The following is a 14,357-nucleotide window of genomic DNA, read 5'->3' on the forward strand; positions in this document are numbered from 1 at the left end:
TTCCTTATCTCCGCTGCAAAAATGGTGTCCGTTAAGCTTCGAGATATTCTTTGAGCTCCGGCAGCAGAAGTCTGGTCTCATTATAGCCCTGGTCGTAGAGCCGCTCGAGTTTGTCCATATTCCGCTCTGCCCTGCCGATGCCGTAGGTATCTTCCGGCGCAATGATAAAGACTTTTCCTTCTTTTTCCAGCTCTTTCAGTTCATCCAGGCATGCGTTATACTTATCCGCACGCGCGAGCATTGCCTCCGCCACCTTGGGATATCTGCAGTACATCTTGCTGAAAAGCTTCGTGGAACGATCCGTTCCCTTGCGGTAATCCCTCGTCTGGGTCAGCACGACGATATTTTTGTCACAGCCGGCCTCTATCGCCTTTTTATATGGAATGGAGTCCGCCACACCGCCGTCCACATAATAGTGATGGCCAACCTTCACCGGCTGAAACAGCAGCGGGAGCGCGCAGCTCGCCACTACCGTTGTAAATTTACGGTCATCGCGTGGAACCGGCAGGTATTCCGCTTTTCCGGTATGGATATTGGTTGCGACCGCGACCACTTCTCCCGGGAACGCGGCAAAGGTATCGTAATCAAACGGTACCAGCTTTTCCGGTATTTCTCCAAAAATAAAATCTACATTAAAAAAATTACGTTCACTTCGATTGAGCAGATGTGACATCCCCATATAACGCTTGTCCTTGACATATTCTCTGGCAATTTTTAAATTCCGGCCCTTCTGCTTTGATATATAAGATGTCCCATAAGCCATTCCGGCAGAAACTCCGATAAAATAATCCGGCATGATCTCCCCGTCCAACAACGCATCCATCACTCCGCAGGAAAAGATCGCCCTGTTTGCTCCGCCTTCCATTGTGATTCCCAGTTTCATGTTGTTTCCCCTTTCTTTATGCCTCAATCGCTATGATTATAGCACATTCTTTCCAAAATAAACTATTTGTAATCCTTAATTTTTTGTAAACATTTCCCTTAAAACAGTTAAAAATAAATAAAAAAACGGGACAGCCTCCGCTGTCCCAAAACTTTTCTTAAATTTCTTATTTCTGGCTCTCCGCTTCGACTGCCCGCAGGATCAGTTTCACGCCGGAGATCTCCACTACTTCGCCCCGCATGCCTGCTTCCAGCGTCTGCGCGTCATCCTCCATACGCGCGGTCCATTCCTGTCCGTCCAGATCCGCCGTACCGGTTCCCGCAAGATTATCCACCTTTTCTTTGATCAGTACCTGCTTTCCGATCGCGCTCTCATAGTTCGTCCGGACACGTCCCGGTTTGACGCATTTTACAACAAACGGCCGGGTGAAAAACAGTAACACCAGTGACACCGCAAAAAATGCCGCGACCTGCCATCCGATGTCTACGCCAAGCGCCGCTAAGATCAGTGCGACCAGCGCGCCTCCCGCAAACCATATTGTCGCGAGACCAACCGTAATAAATTCAATTATCAGAAATACAATTAACAGTACAATCCATGTAATAACGACCATATAACTCCTCCCTGAACTTTTCACACGAATTTTTCTTTTTTCAGATTCAGTATATCTGATTTTTCCTGTAAATGCAATGTGGTAAAATTTTCTCTTGCATTTCACGCATAAAGGATGTAGTATAGTTATATCTTATATGTAGTATTTAAAACCATGTTAAGTTGTTTTTATTTCTTATAAAGGAGGTCTCACTATGGATATTCATGCAATAGACACTGTTTCTACGACACAGCGCCCTTTTGATTCCACTACTTTACACACTTTTTCGATCCGCGAACCGGGAAGTGCCATCACCCACGGCATTGCCATGGTCTTTGCGCTGATCGGCGCTATCCCGCTGATGCGCCGCGCCGTCACAGGCGGCACGGTTACCTGGATCGCAGCTTTCATCTTCTGCGCGAGCATGATCCTTTTGTATGGCGCAAGCACTGCGTTTCATACTTTTGATATCAACCCGCGTGTAAACACCATTTTGAAAAAAGCAGATCACATGATGATCTCCGTCTTTATCGCAGGAAGCTACACACCGATCTGTCTTTTAGTTCTGCCGGAGCCGACCGGGCTCATGCTGCTTGCCGTTGTGTGGGGACTCGCGCTTGCCGGTATTATAATCAAAGCATTTTTCGTGTTCTGTCCGAAATGGGTTTCTTCTATTTTATATATCGGCATGGGATGGACCTGTCTGCTTGCCCTTGGAACGATCTTCCGGAACATGGATCCCGCCGGTTTCGCTTTCCTGTTTGTCGGCGGACTGATCTACACGATCGGCGGCGTGATCTATGCGTTAAAGCTTCCGGTTTTTGACCGGCTTCCGAAAAATTTTGGCAATCACGAGATCTTTCATCTGTTTGTCATGGCGGGAAGCCTGTGCCACTACATCGTGATCTACTCCTATGTACTTGCATAAAGAAAAGAAAAAGATCTGCGCAGACGATCGCCTGCACAGATCTTTCTTTTTGTCTTTACCGGAAACGCGATTTACATTCCTGCTGTATCGATCAGCGCGTCATCTAAATCTGTATATCCGTCATCGGTAATGGAGTATACGCCATCTTCGCCAAGTACTTCAACGGTAACGGTCTGCGGATCATTGTAGCTGATAGCATCAACTCTTTCCTGAAGTACATCATACATGGTCTGGAATACCAGTTCATTGATCTCATCTTCTGTGGTATCCGGTGTGAGATTTGCCATCTCTTCCATTACACGGTTGGTTACTTCGTCTTCAAGACCGTCAAACAGACCTGTCATCTGCTCAACTTCAACAGTAACGGTATAACCGTCTTTGTCTTTCATCTTTTCAGCGCCGGTAACTGTGTATTTTGCTTTCTTGTAAATGTCTTTGTATAATGTTCTGTAATTTTCTGTCAGTTCATCGGAAAGTCCAACTTCGCCCATACCTTCCATCATGCTGTCAATGTTGTCTTCATAGTCCTGCTCTGCCTGCTCTTTGGTACGATCTGTCAGTTTCATGTACTGCTCTGTCTCACCTTTGGTCAGCAGATCCAGACACGCTGTTACATATCCTGCAGCGTCAAATTTTCCGCATCCGGCAACAGTTGCCATTACCATGATTCCTGCGAGACATGTGACGAATACTTTTTTCATTTTTGTCATTTTCATTCCTCTTTCTCCTCTACGGTATAATTATTATTTTCTGACTTATAATCAGTCCAGACCAGTATACCAAATGCTGGATTTTTTCGCAAGGAGTTTCTGACTGATATCCAATGATCCCATGATTCAAAAATTAGCGGTTGCATTTTGCCTGTGAGCGCAGTATTTTAAGATTATTATAAAACATGAAGGAGAACCACTATGTTTCAACTACTGTTAGCTGTCATTTATCTTGCGTTTATCAGCCTTGGTCTGCCGGATTCCCTGCTCGGAGCCGCATGGCCCACCATGTACCCGGAGTTTGATGTCCCAGTCTCCTATGCAGGTATCATCTCCATGATCATCGCTCTCGGCACGATCGTCTCAAGCCTGCAGAGCGACCGCCTGACCAAAAAACTCGGTGCCGGAAAAGTGACCGCGCTCAGCGTTGCAATGACCGCCTTCGCACTGTTTGGCTTCTCCATCAGTCATTCCTTCTTTGTCATGATCTTCTGGGCAATTCCATATGGTCTCGGCGCGGGAAGCGTGGATGCCGCCTTAAACAATTATGTCGCGCTTCATTTTGAAAGCCGCCACATGAGCTGGCTGCACTGCATGTGGGGTGTCGGTGCTTCCGTCGGTCCTTACATCATGGGCTACGCCTTAAACGGAGGACACGGCTGGAACAGCGGCTACCGTTATATCGCAATCCTTCAGATCATCCTGACACTCATTCTGTGTCTCAGCCTGCCGTTGTGGAAAGACCGCAGTAAAAACGAAGAGAGTGTCTCCTCTGAAAAGACACTCTCCTTAAAAGAAGTGCTTGCCATCCCCGGCGCAAAGCAGATCATGCTCATGTTTTTCTGCTACTGCGCGCTTGAGCAGACCACCGGTCTTTGGGCAAGCAGTTACCTGGTACTCCATAAAGGTGTATCCGCCGAACGCGCCGCAAATTTTGCCAGTATGTTTTTTATCGGCATCACGATCGGAAGGGCCATCAGCGGATTTATCACCATGAAATTGAACGACACGCAGATGATACGGCTTGGCTCCGGCATTATCATCGTCGGGATCGCTGTTTTACTGCTCCCTTTCGGTGAGACGCTGTCCTTTGCCGGACTCATTCTGATCGGTCTCGGCTGCGCGCCTATCTATCCCTGCGTCATCCATTCGACACCGACACATTTCGGCGCGAAACGTTCACAGGCGATCATCGGTGTACAGATGGCAAGCGCGTATGTGGGCACCTGCCTCATGCCGCCGATCTTCGGTCTGATCGCGAATTATATTACCGTTGCCCTGCTGCCGCTCTACCTGCTTCTTTTCATCCTGCTCATGTGTATCATGCACGAGCGGTTAAACCGCATTGCGCGAGATTTTGATTCAAACCTGTTTTTATAATTCTCTTTGGATCCACGCCATCAGCACATCCACTACATATTGTTTCTGTGCTTCGGTCAGTGCCTTTCCCGCCGGGATCCCATGCCACTTTGCCAGACAGCCGCGACAGCAGCAGGCGGTGGCATGCTGCGCGATAAACACCGGATGCCCGCGCATCGGCGTCTGTTTTCCATCGTTTGGGATCTCTGCCGGCGCAAGGCGCTTTTCAATAAAATCTTTTGCATGGCTTCGAATGGTGTCCGGCCCTTTTTCTCTGGCATACGCCTTATCTTTTTCTGTCAGGTGAAATCTGCTGCGAAATTTGGAACGCGAAAGCCGGGCAAAAAGTTCCGGATATTCCTGTTCTGTGAAAAAATCTGGTGCCATGATTCCTCTTCCTCTCTACGCAAATAATTTCCGTACGTTTTCCGCGTCAAATGTCACCTGTGACACCTGATCCACCTCGATCTGATAGAGCGCGTTTGCCGCAAGATGCTCCGCCGCCTGTTCCAGATCACGGATGCCCGTCGTGTCCGCATACTGCGCCACAACTGCGTCCAGCCCGTCCTCTGTGATCACACACTCACCCGGCTTTAATCCGATGCGCTTTAATACCTTTGGCAATGCGAATCTGGAAAAGATGATCTTTTTTTCCTCCGGCGTGTAATCCGGGATGTCGATCACCGCAAACCGTGACATGAGCGGTGCGCTGATCTGCTCTTTGTTGTTTGCCGTCGAGATCGGATATACCCCGACGGTCGGAACCATACATTCCATATAATTGTCGGTAAACCCGAGGTTGTCCAAAAGTGTCAAAAGCACGTCCGCCGGATTTCCGTTTCCTTTTCCCGATGCCGCCTTATCCAACTCATTGATGATAAAGACGAGGTTTGACTCGCCTGCCATGGAAAATGCTTCCATGATGATTCCCGGTTTTGCATTCGCATAGATCCGCGAGCTTCCGGTCAGCTGTTCCGGATCATTGATAGAACTCATATCAAGCGTTGTCCAAGGCAGCTTTAAAATACGCGCAACCGCATAGGCGATCTGCGATTTTCCGGTTCCCGCCGGTCCGACGAGCAAAAGCCCGTATGCCGGCAACGTATGCGTGCGGTTGATCTGGATGATTGTCTCCATGATCCGCTGTTTCACACGCTCCAGCCCGTAAAGTTCCTCATCCAGAATGCGGCGCGCCTCTTTCGGATCGATTGCTTCAAAATAATTGCTCTTCCACTGCACATTCATCATCATGGAAAGCGCGCGCTGTGCATGGCGCCGCTCCTCCTGCGATACTTCATGTGACCGTGCGACCGCAAGATTTCTTCTTGCCCAGATCCTGATGTTGTCCGGCATCGTCCGTCCCGCGCAGGTCATGAAATCCGAAATGCTCTGGATGCTGGTCAGCTTCATCTCGTCTCCGGTCTCATCCACGTCATCCTCTTCCTGCTCCGCCGCCGGCGCGCTGCTCGCAAGCAGACGCTCGATCATAAACTGGAGAAATCCATCCTCCGCTGACAGCTTGGTTCCTCCGCCAAGCGTGGTCTCCCTGATCTTGTATACTGCATACCCTTCCTCCGTATGCTCGCCCGAGAGCCGCACGCTGATATGATTTTCCCCCAGCCATTTCAGCAGACTGACAAAACGGGCATCTACCTTTCGGATATCTGCTGTATACGTCTCGCCTTTTTCTTTAAACTCAAACGCCGTCCGCTTGCTCTGATTTGTAAAAACGCCCGTAGAATGATGCTCCCACGCTCTCTCTTCATTATCCAGCACGAGGATCGGCTCCTGTGGCGTCTTTATTTTTTCATTCGAAGCAAACGTTATGTAAGTGCAGACCGCTGCTTCTTTTTTATTCGGTGTATCGCTAAAATCAAAAACTGGCATGATGCTTCTCTCCTTTGCTGCTCTCCGACATTTTTAATTATTATATCATTTCTTTCACACGCCGCCAATTCCCAATAGTGAGCTTCGCTTACTGCCTGTCAAACGCGATCCACGCAATCTCCATAACCGGTTTTACTACCTCGGCATGCACTTCGTAAAAGCCCTCTTCCAGTTCCACAGAAAGCAACTTCTGCGTGATCCATCTTCCTTCGGTTCCGCTGATCTGCACGGTCGTCAGCGGCTCTCCGTTCAGAGAAACGTTTGCCGCCGCCTGGGCAAGATTGGAAGCGTCCGAGCAGAGCTTCGCAATGACATTGTAAACGCCAGCCTGCTTTACCTGGATGACCGCAGAGTTTTTTTCTTCCATAGAAAGCTGCACAGTCTTTTCGAGCTCCTGCACATCCGCCGCGTCTGTCTTTGCCGCCGCATGGAATACCAAAATGTCATCCAACGGCTTTAATGGGCGTTCCATAACCGGCGCATGTAAGATAAAACGGCAGATATTTTTGGCGCTGCGCTGTAATTCGCCTCTGGTCAGCTTTCCTTCGGCAAGCGAGGCGATCGTATCATCTTCCATGGAATTGATCTCCGCTCCGTTATGATTTACAACCATATAAAGGTCGTTCTGCGCGCGCACCATCGAAGATGTGAGCTGTCTGCTCTGCGCTCCGCCTTTTACCACATCATTCATACACGCCCACCAGTCCGTCATCACAATACCGGTGTATCCCCACTCACCACGCAGGATCGTAGTATTCAAATCGTAGTTGGATGCCGTCCAGTGTCCGTTGACCGGGCCGTAGGAAGTCATAATGGATACCGCGCCGCCGTCTTTTACCGCCATCTCAAATCCTTTTAAATAGATCTCGCGAAGCGCGCGCTCTGATACCACCGCATCTGCGGTATGTCTCGCCTTCTCCTGGTTATTTGCCGCAAAGTGCTTTACGGTCGCCGAAGACCCACCCTTTCGGATGCCCCGCACAACTGCTGCCGCAAAGCTGCCGGTCACATACGGATCTTCGCTGAAATACTCAAAATTTCTTCCGTTTAAAGGATATCTGTGAATGTTGACACCAGGTCCGAGCAGGGTATCGATCTGATTTTCTACCAGTTCCTCCCCTTCCAGCACATACAGTTCTTCCATCATCGGAATATTAAACGAGCATGCGAGCAGGGTTCCGATCGGAAGTTGCGTAGCCGTTTTTCCGTTCTCCATACGGATTCCGGACGGGCCGTCCGCGGCACACGCAACCGGTATTCCATAGCGGTAAAGATTCTCACCGACACCACCGAACGCGGATGCCGTTCCCGGCGTTACCTTCGGACTGCTCATGCCCTCCGCGCGCACGATCGTTGCAAGTTCACTGTCACTTAACTGTGCAACAAACGCTTCCAGATCCGCCTTGCCGGATGCCACATCGGAAAGTGTGATCTTCCGGTCTCCCGTATATGGGATCTCTTTCGGAAGATTTTCCGTGATCCGCTCGGCAAGATCGATCGTCTGCTGCGGAACCGCCTCTTTTTCCACCGGATAGCTTCCATCGGCGTTCTTTTTCCCTGGCCGGATACGCGCAAACTGCTGCGTTGGCGCAAGCGCTTCCGAAAGCTTTTCAACCACACGAAGCTCCTTTACCGTATAAGCGCCGTTTCCATCCACATCCGCCACTTCTGTCTGCCGCACACTGTTTCCCACATGGAAAATGTAATCGCCCGCCTCAAGCACATAGCAGGACTTATTCCCGGTCACGCCGGAATCATCATACGAAGCAAGCCGCGCCACCGGAATGGATAACGTAAGTTCCTGTGTTTCCCCCGGTTCAAGCTCCTGTGTTTTCGCAAACGCCACAAGCTCGCGCTTTGGTTTTCCAAGCGCTCCCTGCGGTGCCTCCACATAGACCTGCACTACTTCTTTTCCCCGGTATGCCCCGATATTTTTTACTGCCGCAGTGATACAGATGGCATCATTTCCCTTTGCCCCGGCAATGGAATGTGCCTTTCTCACCTCTGTCACAAATTCCGTATAGGATAGACCAAATCCAAACTCATATTTCACCTTTTCCGGACAGAATGTCTCAAAATAACGATAGCCGACATAGATATCCTCTGCGTAAAAATTCCGTTTTTCGTCGCCGAAATTTTCTGCCGCCGGATAGTCTCTCAGATCGTCCGCGATCGTATCGGTCAGTTTTCCGCTCGGTGACACTGCACCGCTAAGAAGATCCGCAACTGCATGACTGCCCTCGATGCCTCCCTGCCAGATATAGAAAATGCTCCTGATATGATCCTGATAAACCGGATCGGATACCCAGCTCATGTCAATGATATTGGAAACATTCAAAAGCACCGCGACCTGATCAAACTGCTCCGTCACAACATGCAGATTTTCCAGTTCCTGCGCGGTCAGGCGATAACTTCCCTCCTCATCCGCGTAGTCCTTGTCCTCACCTGCCGTACGCCCGATGATAAAAAGCGCTTTGTCTGATTTTTTCCGGGCTGCCACTGCGATCTCCTCCGTAACCGGCATTTCTTCCTGATGCCACGGTTCTGCCGCCCATCCGCCGCCGCCATTGTCAAACGGATGATCCTTGAGCCAGTCTGTGTAGATCTCTGCCAGCTCCTCATTGATGGCAAGATCCGGGCATGCGCGCATCGCGTCCAACAGACTGATCACATACGCGACATTGATTGCTCCGCCCGATCCGGTTCCGCTGCGATAGGTTTCCAGCTGACATCTGCCAAAGACCGATACGGTCTCCCCTTTCCTTAAAGGAAGCATTCCTCCGTCATTTTTTAAAAGCACAGCCCCCTCTGCCGCCGCTTTTCTACAATAAGTATAAAATTTCTCTACTGCTGCCATATTTGATATCCTCCTGCCTTATTTTTATTTTCTTCATTTCACTCTTATTTTTACAGTTATTTTCATAGTTCTATTGTAGAAAAAAATTCTTTCCCATGCTATAATTTTTCTATCCAAAAATATAACGATTTTGTCATGGTGAATTATTTATGAATTATCCCGAAGAAAAGAACACTTATATTGACGGCATTCCCTGCCAGTATCTGTGTCATGTAGAAGTAACAAAAAAAGCAGGAACCGTTTTTCCTGCTCATTATCATTATTATATCGAACTGCTTTACGCACTCTCCGGCAGTTTTCTGGTTTATCTGAACGGAACCTACCACGAATTTTCCGCCGGCGATATGGTGCTGATCAACTCCAGAGAGGTGCATCAGATCGACGCGACTGCTGCGGATGGCGGCTCTTATATCTGTGTGCGCTTTCTGCCGGATCTGATTTATAATGGCATGTCGCAGAGCCATTTTGAATTAAAATACCTGCTCCCGTTTGTGACCGAACAGCCGGATTACGAAAAAGTCATCCATGCCGCTTCCCTCTCCGACTCTCTGATCCCGGAACTGATGAATGAGATCATCCGCGAATCCGAGCAGCAAAACTACGGCTATGAGCTTGCGATCAAAAACGATATCGGCCGCATTTTTCTATGGCTTTTGCGCTACTGGCAGAAAAGCGAGACCGAGCCGCTTCTTGTAAACCAGACCGATCTGAATCTGCAAAAACAGCTTGCGCCCGCACTGACCTATATGTTGTCAAATTATGAAAAGCCGATCCTCGCAACCGAAATGGCAGATCTGTGTCATTTGAGCTACAGCTATTTTTCCCGGAGCTTCCACCGTCTGATGCATATGAAATTCAATGATTATCTGAATTCCATCCGCATCCGTGAGGCGGAAAAACTGCTGATCTCGACATCAGGAAGCGTGACTGAGATCGCCGCGTCCGTCGGCTTTTGTACCACCAGCTATTTCATCAAGCTTTTCAAAGAACAGATGTATGTCTCGCCAAAACAGTATCAGAAACTGCTCGCGCAGTGAGTTCCCTTCTTTATTTTCTCCCGCTCCTGTGCTACAATGGCGGCAAAAGACATCGACTTGGACAGGAGGATTTTTATGGAATTATATATCATTCGACACGGAGAAACTTACTGGAACCATGAGCACCGCATCCAGGGACGCTCCGATGTCCCTTTAAATGAAAACGGCCGCGCACTTGCCGGAAAAACCGGAGAAGCCTTGGAACAGACTCCTTTTGACGTGATCTATTCCTCTCCTTTGATCCGCGCTTACGAGACCGCGAACCTGATCCGTGGACACCGTAATATCCAGATCATCCGGGATGACCGGTTACAGGAGATCAGTTTTGGTATCTCCGAAGGCGAGCCACTTCCTGCACTCACAGAGGATCCGACTTCCCCGTTCCATTATTTCTTTGACCGGCCGGAACTTTACACTGCGCCGGACGGTGGAGAGAGTTTGGAACATATCTGCGCGCGGGCTTCTGATTTCTTAAAAAATGAGATTGAACCGAGAGAAAAAGACTTTTCCCGCGTCATGATCGTTGCACACGCCGCTTTAAACAAAGCGCTTTTGTGCCATATCATGCAGCACGGGATCAAAGATTTCTGGTCAGACGGACGCCTTTTAAACTGCAGCGCCTACATTTTCCGTCTGGAAAACGGACACTATGAGATGCTCGCCTACGGAAAGACTTTTAACTGAAATTGGTTATGACAAGTGCCGCTCCCGACAATAGCAGCATGACTATGACCAGCTTTTTGACTGTTTTTTCGTTTAAAAAACTGCCGCTTTTCATCCCTGCGAACATTCCGACAAACATGACCGGCACCAAAACCACGGCCTGTCTGACCGTTCCCGGGGTGATGATTCCAAGAATTGTATACAAGATAATGCGAAATGTATTTTCAATGCAAAATACCATGCAGATGTTGGCCTTAAATTCCTGACTGGAATCCGTCACTCTGCTCATATACGCTGCAAGCAGCGCCCCGACGCCGTACAGTCCGCAGAGCACACCGGAAATGATCCCGATCGCTCCGAGTGCCAGACCGGACTGCCTGCCCATCTTCCCGCCGTTCTCCCGGAAAAACATCTCCAGCGCAAGCGCAATGATGATAAATCCAAACGCGATCTTAACTGCGCGCACATCCACGTTTTTTAGCAGTAATATCCCCGGAATGTCTCCGACCAGCACGATCGCAGTCAGCGGCAGCCAGATCTTTGTCTTCAATGAGGCTCTTTCTTTCCGGATCAGCATCAGGTTCGTCGGATACCCCAGTATCAGTTCCACCGGAGAAATATTTACGTTGTCATAGCCAAAGCTTAAAATGGTCGTAAACACCAGGGTATTCGCAAATCCGCAGAGTTCCTTGATAAAATACGCGCACAGAGCCGCGCATATCATCCAGCCCATTATCTGTTACGTCTCTCTTCGATCTTATTTAAAAGCCCCTGCATCGTATCTTTCATATCATTCAGTCTGGTGCTGTTTTCCTCGTCCGCTTCCATCGTTTCACTTGCATGCGCGCTGACTTCTTCGGAAACTGCGGATATCGTCTGAATGGACGCCACGATCACGCTGTTTGCCTCTTTCAGTTCGTTGATCTCCGCTGCAAGTTTCTTTACATGTTCCTGAATCGCAAAGGTATTTTTCTCGATCGCAAGAAAACTGTCCGCCGTGTTGGAAGCTCCCTGTTTTTCTTCATTGATCCCGGCGATCATCTGACGGATCACACCTACCACTTCACTGATCGCGGAAGAAACATTCTGGATAAGTTCTGTAATATTGACCGTTGCTTCCTTCGTCTGCGTCGCCATGCCGGAAATCTCTGTCGCTACAACTGCAAAACCTTTTCCTGCCTCGCCTGCCAGATACCACTCGCCCGGATAATATTTTTCCGCGCACGCCCGGATGTCTTTTACCAGCGCAAACGCTTCCTCTCCTTCGGTCTACCGCACATAAAACAAACAGCATTCCAAATACAATCAAAACCAGTTTCGGATGATTGACAATTTTTCGGTAAAATTTTTCCAGTTTCATAAATTTCTCCTTCCATATTTTTTATCTTTTTCCTGTCCCGGGATTATCCCGAGGTCACTCCGCACAGGTATTTCCCCCGCAGCAAATACGTCCCGAATGATCCCGACAATGCCATCTTCAGCCTGTTGTCCGTCCGCTTTCCGCTGCCATGATAGTGCATTTTGCGATACACGGAACGTAATTCGCCATCCACTTCAATTTCTCCCTGTTCCTTCATTTTTCCGGAAAACGCCTCCACATTTCCAAGCGCACTGATCTTTCCGCTGATCTGCTCTGCCTGAATATTGAGATACAGCAGCCCCTGCCGCACTCCGATCGGAACTTCCAGTTCAATTTCGTAAATACATTTTTCTACCATACTGCACCCCGCTTTTCATTCATGATTTTACTGTCTTTCCCCGCGCAATAACATGGTCAAATTACTCCTGTTTGTGTAATATGGGACAAATCTCTTAATTTGATGGTCAAATCCACCACAAAACTTCTTGCGGATTTGCCGGACAAATGTATAATAAATATTGGAATTCATTTATTCGGATATGAGCGGGATGTTTTTCAGAAATGACCAACGAAGAAGTTTTTTTTCAGACAAAAAAAGCACTTTCCGACGCATTAAAAAAATTAATGAGCCAAAAAGCGTTTTCCAAGATCACTGTGAGTGAGATCATCCGTATGTGTAACGTAAACCGCAAAACATTTTATTATCATTTTGAGGATATCCAGGCACTTTTAAAATGGATGTTTGAACAGGAAGCTATTGAAATTGTAAAACAATACGATCTCATGGTGGATTACACCGAGGTGATTTCCCTTGTTTTTGATTATGCCGCCAACAATGCTTATATTGTCAACTGTGCTTACGATTCCCTGGGCAGAAATGTATTAAAGCGCTTTTTCTGTCAAGATTTTCGTGGGATCACAGAAACGATGGTAAGACATGCCGAGGAGCGTTTAAACATCCATGTTTCGGATGATTTTCGCTCATTCCTGTGCCACTTGTATACGGAAGGCATTGCCGGAATGCTGATCGATCTGTTCCAGCATCCTTCTGAATTCGACCAGATAAAAATGACAAACTACTTTTCCCTGATCATCAATCCCGCGCTTCCAGCCGTGCTCACCGCATATGTTGAAGAACAAAATAATCATAAATAACGTACAAAGAAGCGGAAACCACTGATTTTTCAATGATTTCCGCTTCTTTTTCGGAATGAGACACGGGGGAGTCGAACCCCCGACAACTTGATTAAAAGTCAAGTGCTCTACCAACTGAGCTAGTATCCCATTTAAAATTAATATTCCCTTTTTATCGGGCATCTATTCGCTTACTACTACGAACAGAGTGCCTGGTTCCGGAATCGAACCAGAGACACGAGGATTTTCAGTCCTCTGCTCTACCAACTGAGCTAACCAGGCATATAAAATAAATTGCGGGGATAGGATTTGAACCTATGACCTTCGGGTTATGAGCCCGACGAGCTTCCAGACTGCTCCACCCCGCGATAATAAATAAAAAATGGATGGAGGTGGATTCGAACCACCGAAGCAATTTGCAGCAGATTTACAGTCTGTCCCCTTTGGCCACTCGGGAATCCATCCATATATATAAAAGAACCTAAGCTCAATTATATTCTATATTAAATTATAGAAGCCGATGATCGGACTCGAACCGATAACCTGCTGATTACAAATCAGCTGCTCTGCCAATTGAGCCACATCGGCAAATCTTACACCTAACTTAAAATGGGACCTATAGGGCTCGAACCTATGACCCTCTGCTTGTAAGGCAGATGCTCTCCCAGCTGAGCTAAGATCCCATAACGACCCAAGCGGGACTCGAACCCGCGACCTCCGCCGTGACAGGGCGGCGCTCTAACCAACTGAGCCATTGGGCCTCATGTACATTCAAAATTTCACACAGATCCGTGATACCGCTTACTCTTACATCTGGCTTTCGCCTGATGTTTCTTGGTCAAGCCCTCGACCGATTAGTAACAGTCAGCTCCATGCGTTGCCGCACTTCCACCTCTGCCCTATCTACCTGATACTCTCTCAGGGGTCTTACTTCCTCTAGGGAAGGG

At 48.3% G+C, this 14,357-nt stretch carries 14 protein-coding genes, 7 tRNA genes and 1 rRNA gene; 5 read left to right on the forward strand and 17 right to left on the reverse strand.

The genetic code is table 11. The annotated features are described in order from the left end of the window. Positions 1 to 31: 31 nt before the first annotated feature. Together H8Z76_RS06535 and H8Z76_RS06540 are read right to left on the reverse strand one after the other, a co-directional pair. The gene (locus tag H8Z76_RS06535; RefSeq protein ID WP_022516166.1) at positions 32 to 883 is read right to left on the reverse strand and encodes a patatin-like phospholipase family protein; all 852 of its coding nucleotides are present in this window, start codon (positions 881 to 883) and stop codon (positions 32 to 34) included. 166 nt (positions 884 to 1,049) lie between these two features. Beyond that, a complete protein-coding gene (locus H8Z76_RS06540) occupies positions 1,050 to 1,496 on the reverse strand; it encodes an NfeD family protein (RefSeq protein WP_147618507.1) in 447 nt (148 codons plus the stop codon). A gap of 193 nt (positions 1,497 to 1,689) precedes the next feature. On the opposite strand from H8Z76_RS06540, the gene trhA reads away from it, so the two are divergent. Then, the gene (gene trhA, locus H8Z76_RS06545; RefSeq protein WP_186981989.1) at positions 1,690 to 2,403 is read left to right on the forward strand and encodes a PAQR family membrane homeostasis protein TrhA; all 714 of its coding nucleotides are present in this window, start codon (positions 1,690 to 1,692) and stop codon (positions 2,401 to 2,403) included. Between the two features lie 71 nt (positions 2,404 to 2,474). Here trhA and H8Z76_RS06550 read toward each other — a convergent pair whose 3' ends face one another. Next, entirely contained in the window at positions 2,475 to 3,119 is a 645-nt protein-coding gene (locus tag H8Z76_RS06550) for a hypothetical protein (protein ID WP_022516163.1), read from the reverse strand. Between the two features lie 195 nt (positions 3,120 to 3,314). Between H8Z76_RS06550 and H8Z76_RS06555 the strand changes: the two genes are divergently transcribed. Next, a complete protein-coding gene (locus H8Z76_RS06555) occupies positions 3,315 to 4,493 on the forward strand; it encodes an MFS transporter (RefSeq protein ID WP_186981990.1) in 1,179 nt (392 codons plus the stop codon). Here the strand turns inward: H8Z76_RS06555 and H8Z76_RS06560 are convergent. The 3 genes from H8Z76_RS06560 to H8Z76_RS06570 form a co-directional block, all read right to left on the reverse strand. Then, positions 4,488 to 4,859 (reverse strand): DUF4186 domain-containing protein, encoded by a 372-nt coding sequence (locus H8Z76_RS06560; protein WP_186981991.1) that lies wholly within the window; start codon positions 4,857 to 4,859, stop codon positions 4,488 to 4,490. The genes H8Z76_RS06555 and H8Z76_RS06560 overlap by 6 nt on opposite strands. A gap of 15 nt (positions 4,860 to 4,874) precedes the next feature. Beyond that, positions 4,875 to 6,359, reverse strand: coding sequence for an AAA family ATPase (locus tag H8Z76_RS06565; protein ID WP_186981992.1), 1,485 nt, complete (start codon positions 6,357 to 6,359; stop codon positions 4,875 to 4,877). Positions 6,360 to 6,447: 88 nt separating this feature from the next. After that, the gene (locus tag H8Z76_RS06570; RefSeq protein WP_186981993.1) at positions 6,448 to 9,216 is read right to left on the reverse strand and encodes a glycoside hydrolase family 3 C-terminal domain-containing protein; all 2,769 of its coding nucleotides are present in this window, start codon (positions 9,214 to 9,216) and stop codon (positions 6,448 to 6,450) included. A gap of 149 nt (positions 9,217 to 9,365) precedes the next feature. On the opposite strand from H8Z76_RS06570, the gene H8Z76_RS06575 reads away from it, so the two are divergent. Both H8Z76_RS06575 and H8Z76_RS06580 read left to right on the forward strand, forming a co-directional pair. Then, the gene (locus H8Z76_RS06575; protein ID WP_186981994.1) at positions 9,366 to 10,253 is read left to right on the forward strand and encodes a helix-turn-helix transcriptional regulator; all 888 of its coding nucleotides are present in this window, start codon (positions 9,366 to 9,368) and stop codon (positions 10,251 to 10,253) included. Between the two features lie 75 nt (positions 10,254 to 10,328). Next, positions 10,329 to 10,937 (forward strand): histidine phosphatase family protein, encoded by a 609-nt coding sequence (locus H8Z76_RS06580; RefSeq protein WP_186981995.1) that lies wholly within the window; start codon positions 10,329 to 10,331, stop codon positions 10,935 to 10,937. On the opposite strand, the gene H8Z76_RS06585 is transcribed toward H8Z76_RS06580, so the two are convergent. From H8Z76_RS06585 to H8Z76_RS06595, 3 genes are all read right to left on the reverse strand, one after another. After that, positions 10,930 to 11,649, reverse strand: coding sequence for a sulfite exporter TauE/SafE family protein (locus tag H8Z76_RS06585; protein WP_186981996.1), 720 nt, complete (start codon positions 11,647 to 11,649; stop codon positions 10,930 to 10,932). The two genes, H8Z76_RS06580 and H8Z76_RS06585, sit on opposite strands and share 8 nt — an antisense overlap. Then, on the reverse strand, positions 11,649 to 12,161 hold the full coding sequence (locus tag H8Z76_RS06590) for a methyl-accepting chemotaxis protein (RefSeq protein WP_186982014.1): 513 nt from the start codon (positions 12,159 to 12,161) through the stop codon (positions 11,649 to 11,651). The genes H8Z76_RS06585 and H8Z76_RS06590 overlap by 1 nt, the downstream gene beginning before the upstream one ends. A gap of 158 nt (positions 12,162 to 12,319) precedes the next feature. Next, positions 12,320 to 12,634 (reverse strand): hypothetical protein, encoded by a 315-nt coding sequence (locus tag H8Z76_RS06595; RefSeq protein WP_186981997.1) that lies wholly within the window; start codon positions 12,632 to 12,634, stop codon positions 12,320 to 12,322. 203 nt (positions 12,635 to 12,837) lie between these two features. Here H8Z76_RS06595 and H8Z76_RS06600 point away from each other — a divergent pair, with 203 nt between their 5' ends. Next, entirely contained in the window at positions 12,838 to 13,431 is a 594-nt protein-coding gene (locus H8Z76_RS06600; RefSeq protein ID WP_186981998.1) for a TetR family transcriptional regulator, read from the forward strand. A gap of 56 nt (positions 13,432 to 13,487) precedes the next feature. Here the strand turns inward: H8Z76_RS06600 and H8Z76_RS06605 are convergent. The 8 genes from H8Z76_RS06605 to H8Z76_RS06640 all read right to left on the reverse strand — a co-directional run. Further along, a tRNA-Lys gene (locus H8Z76_RS06605) sits at positions 13,488 to 13,560 on the reverse strand. Between the two features lie 59 nt (positions 13,561 to 13,619). Then, a tRNA-Phe gene (locus H8Z76_RS06610) sits at positions 13,620 to 13,692 on the reverse strand. A 12-nt stretch (positions 13,693 to 13,704) separates the two neighbouring features. Continuing rightward, positions 13,705 to 13,778 (reverse strand) — tRNA-Met (locus tag H8Z76_RS06615). Between the two features lie 15 nt (positions 13,779 to 13,793). Further along, positions 13,794 to 13,875 (reverse strand) — tRNA-Tyr (locus H8Z76_RS06620). Between the two features lie 50 nt (positions 13,876 to 13,925). Continuing rightward, positions 13,926 to 13,998: transfer RNA gene (locus H8Z76_RS06625), tRNA-Thr, on the reverse strand. Between the two features lie 22 nt (positions 13,999 to 14,020). After that, positions 14,021 to 14,093, reverse strand: a tRNA-Val gene (locus tag H8Z76_RS06630). 4 nt (positions 14,094 to 14,097) lie between these two features. Next, positions 14,098 to 14,171: transfer RNA gene (locus tag H8Z76_RS06635), tRNA-Asp, on the reverse strand. Positions 14,172 to 14,244: 73 nt separating this feature from the next. Beyond that, positions 14,245 to 14,357, reverse strand: a 23S ribosomal RNA gene (locus H8Z76_RS06640); the annotation flags it as partial.

The organism is Roseburia yibonii (assembly GCF_014297335.1).
GTDB lineage: Bacteria > Bacillota > Clostridia > Lachnospirales > Lachnospiraceae > Roseburia_D > Roseburia_D yibonii.

Excerpts from the sequence above, each read along its gene's own strand:
- H8Z76_RS06535 (WP_022516166.1), bottom strand. The coding sequence starts at position 883 with ATGAAACTGGGAATCACAATGGAAGGCGGAGCAAACAGGGCGATCTTT.
- H8Z76_RS06540 (WP_147618507.1), bottom strand. The coding sequence starts at position 1,496 with ATGGTCGTTATTACATGGATTGTACTGTTAATTGTATTTCTGATAATT.
- trhA (WP_186981989.1), top strand. The coding sequence starts at position 1,690 with ATGGATATTCATGCAATAGACACTGTTTCTACGACACAGCGCCCTTTT.
- H8Z76_RS06550 (WP_022516163.1), bottom strand. The coding sequence starts at position 3,119 with ATGAAAATGACAAAAATGAAAAAAGTATTCGTCACATGTCTCGCAGGA.
- H8Z76_RS06555 (WP_186981990.1), top strand. The coding sequence starts at position 3,315 with ATGTTTCAACTACTGTTAGCTGTCATTTATCTTGCGTTTATCAGCCTT.
- H8Z76_RS06560 (WP_186981991.1), bottom strand. The coding sequence starts at position 4,859 with ATGGCACCAGATTTTTTCACAGAACAGGAATATCCGGAACTTTTTGCC.
- H8Z76_RS06565 (WP_186981992.1), bottom strand. The coding sequence starts at position 6,359 with ATGCCAGTTTTTGATTTTAGCGATACACCGAATAAAAAAGAAGCAGCG.
- H8Z76_RS06570 (WP_186981993.1), bottom strand. The coding sequence starts at position 9,216 with ATGGCAGCAGTAGAGAAATTTTATACTTATTGTAGAAAAGCGGCGGCA.
- H8Z76_RS06575 (WP_186981994.1), top strand. The coding sequence starts at position 9,366 with ATGAATTATCCCGAAGAAAAGAACACTTATATTGACGGCATTCCCTGC.
- H8Z76_RS06580 (WP_186981995.1), top strand. The coding sequence starts at position 10,329 with ATGGAATTATATATCATTCGACACGGAGAAACTTACTGGAACCATGAG.
- H8Z76_RS06585 (WP_186981996.1), bottom strand. The coding sequence starts at position 11,649 with ATGGGCTGGATGATATGCGCGGCTCTGTGCGCGTATTTTATCAAGGAA.
- H8Z76_RS06595 (WP_186981997.1), bottom strand. The coding sequence starts at position 12,634 with ATGGTAGAAAAATGTATTTACGAAATTGAACTGGAAGTTCCGATCGGA.
- H8Z76_RS06600 (WP_186981998.1), top strand. The coding sequence starts at position 12,838 with ATGACCAACGAAGAAGTTTTTTTTCAGACAAAAAAAGCACTTTCCGAC.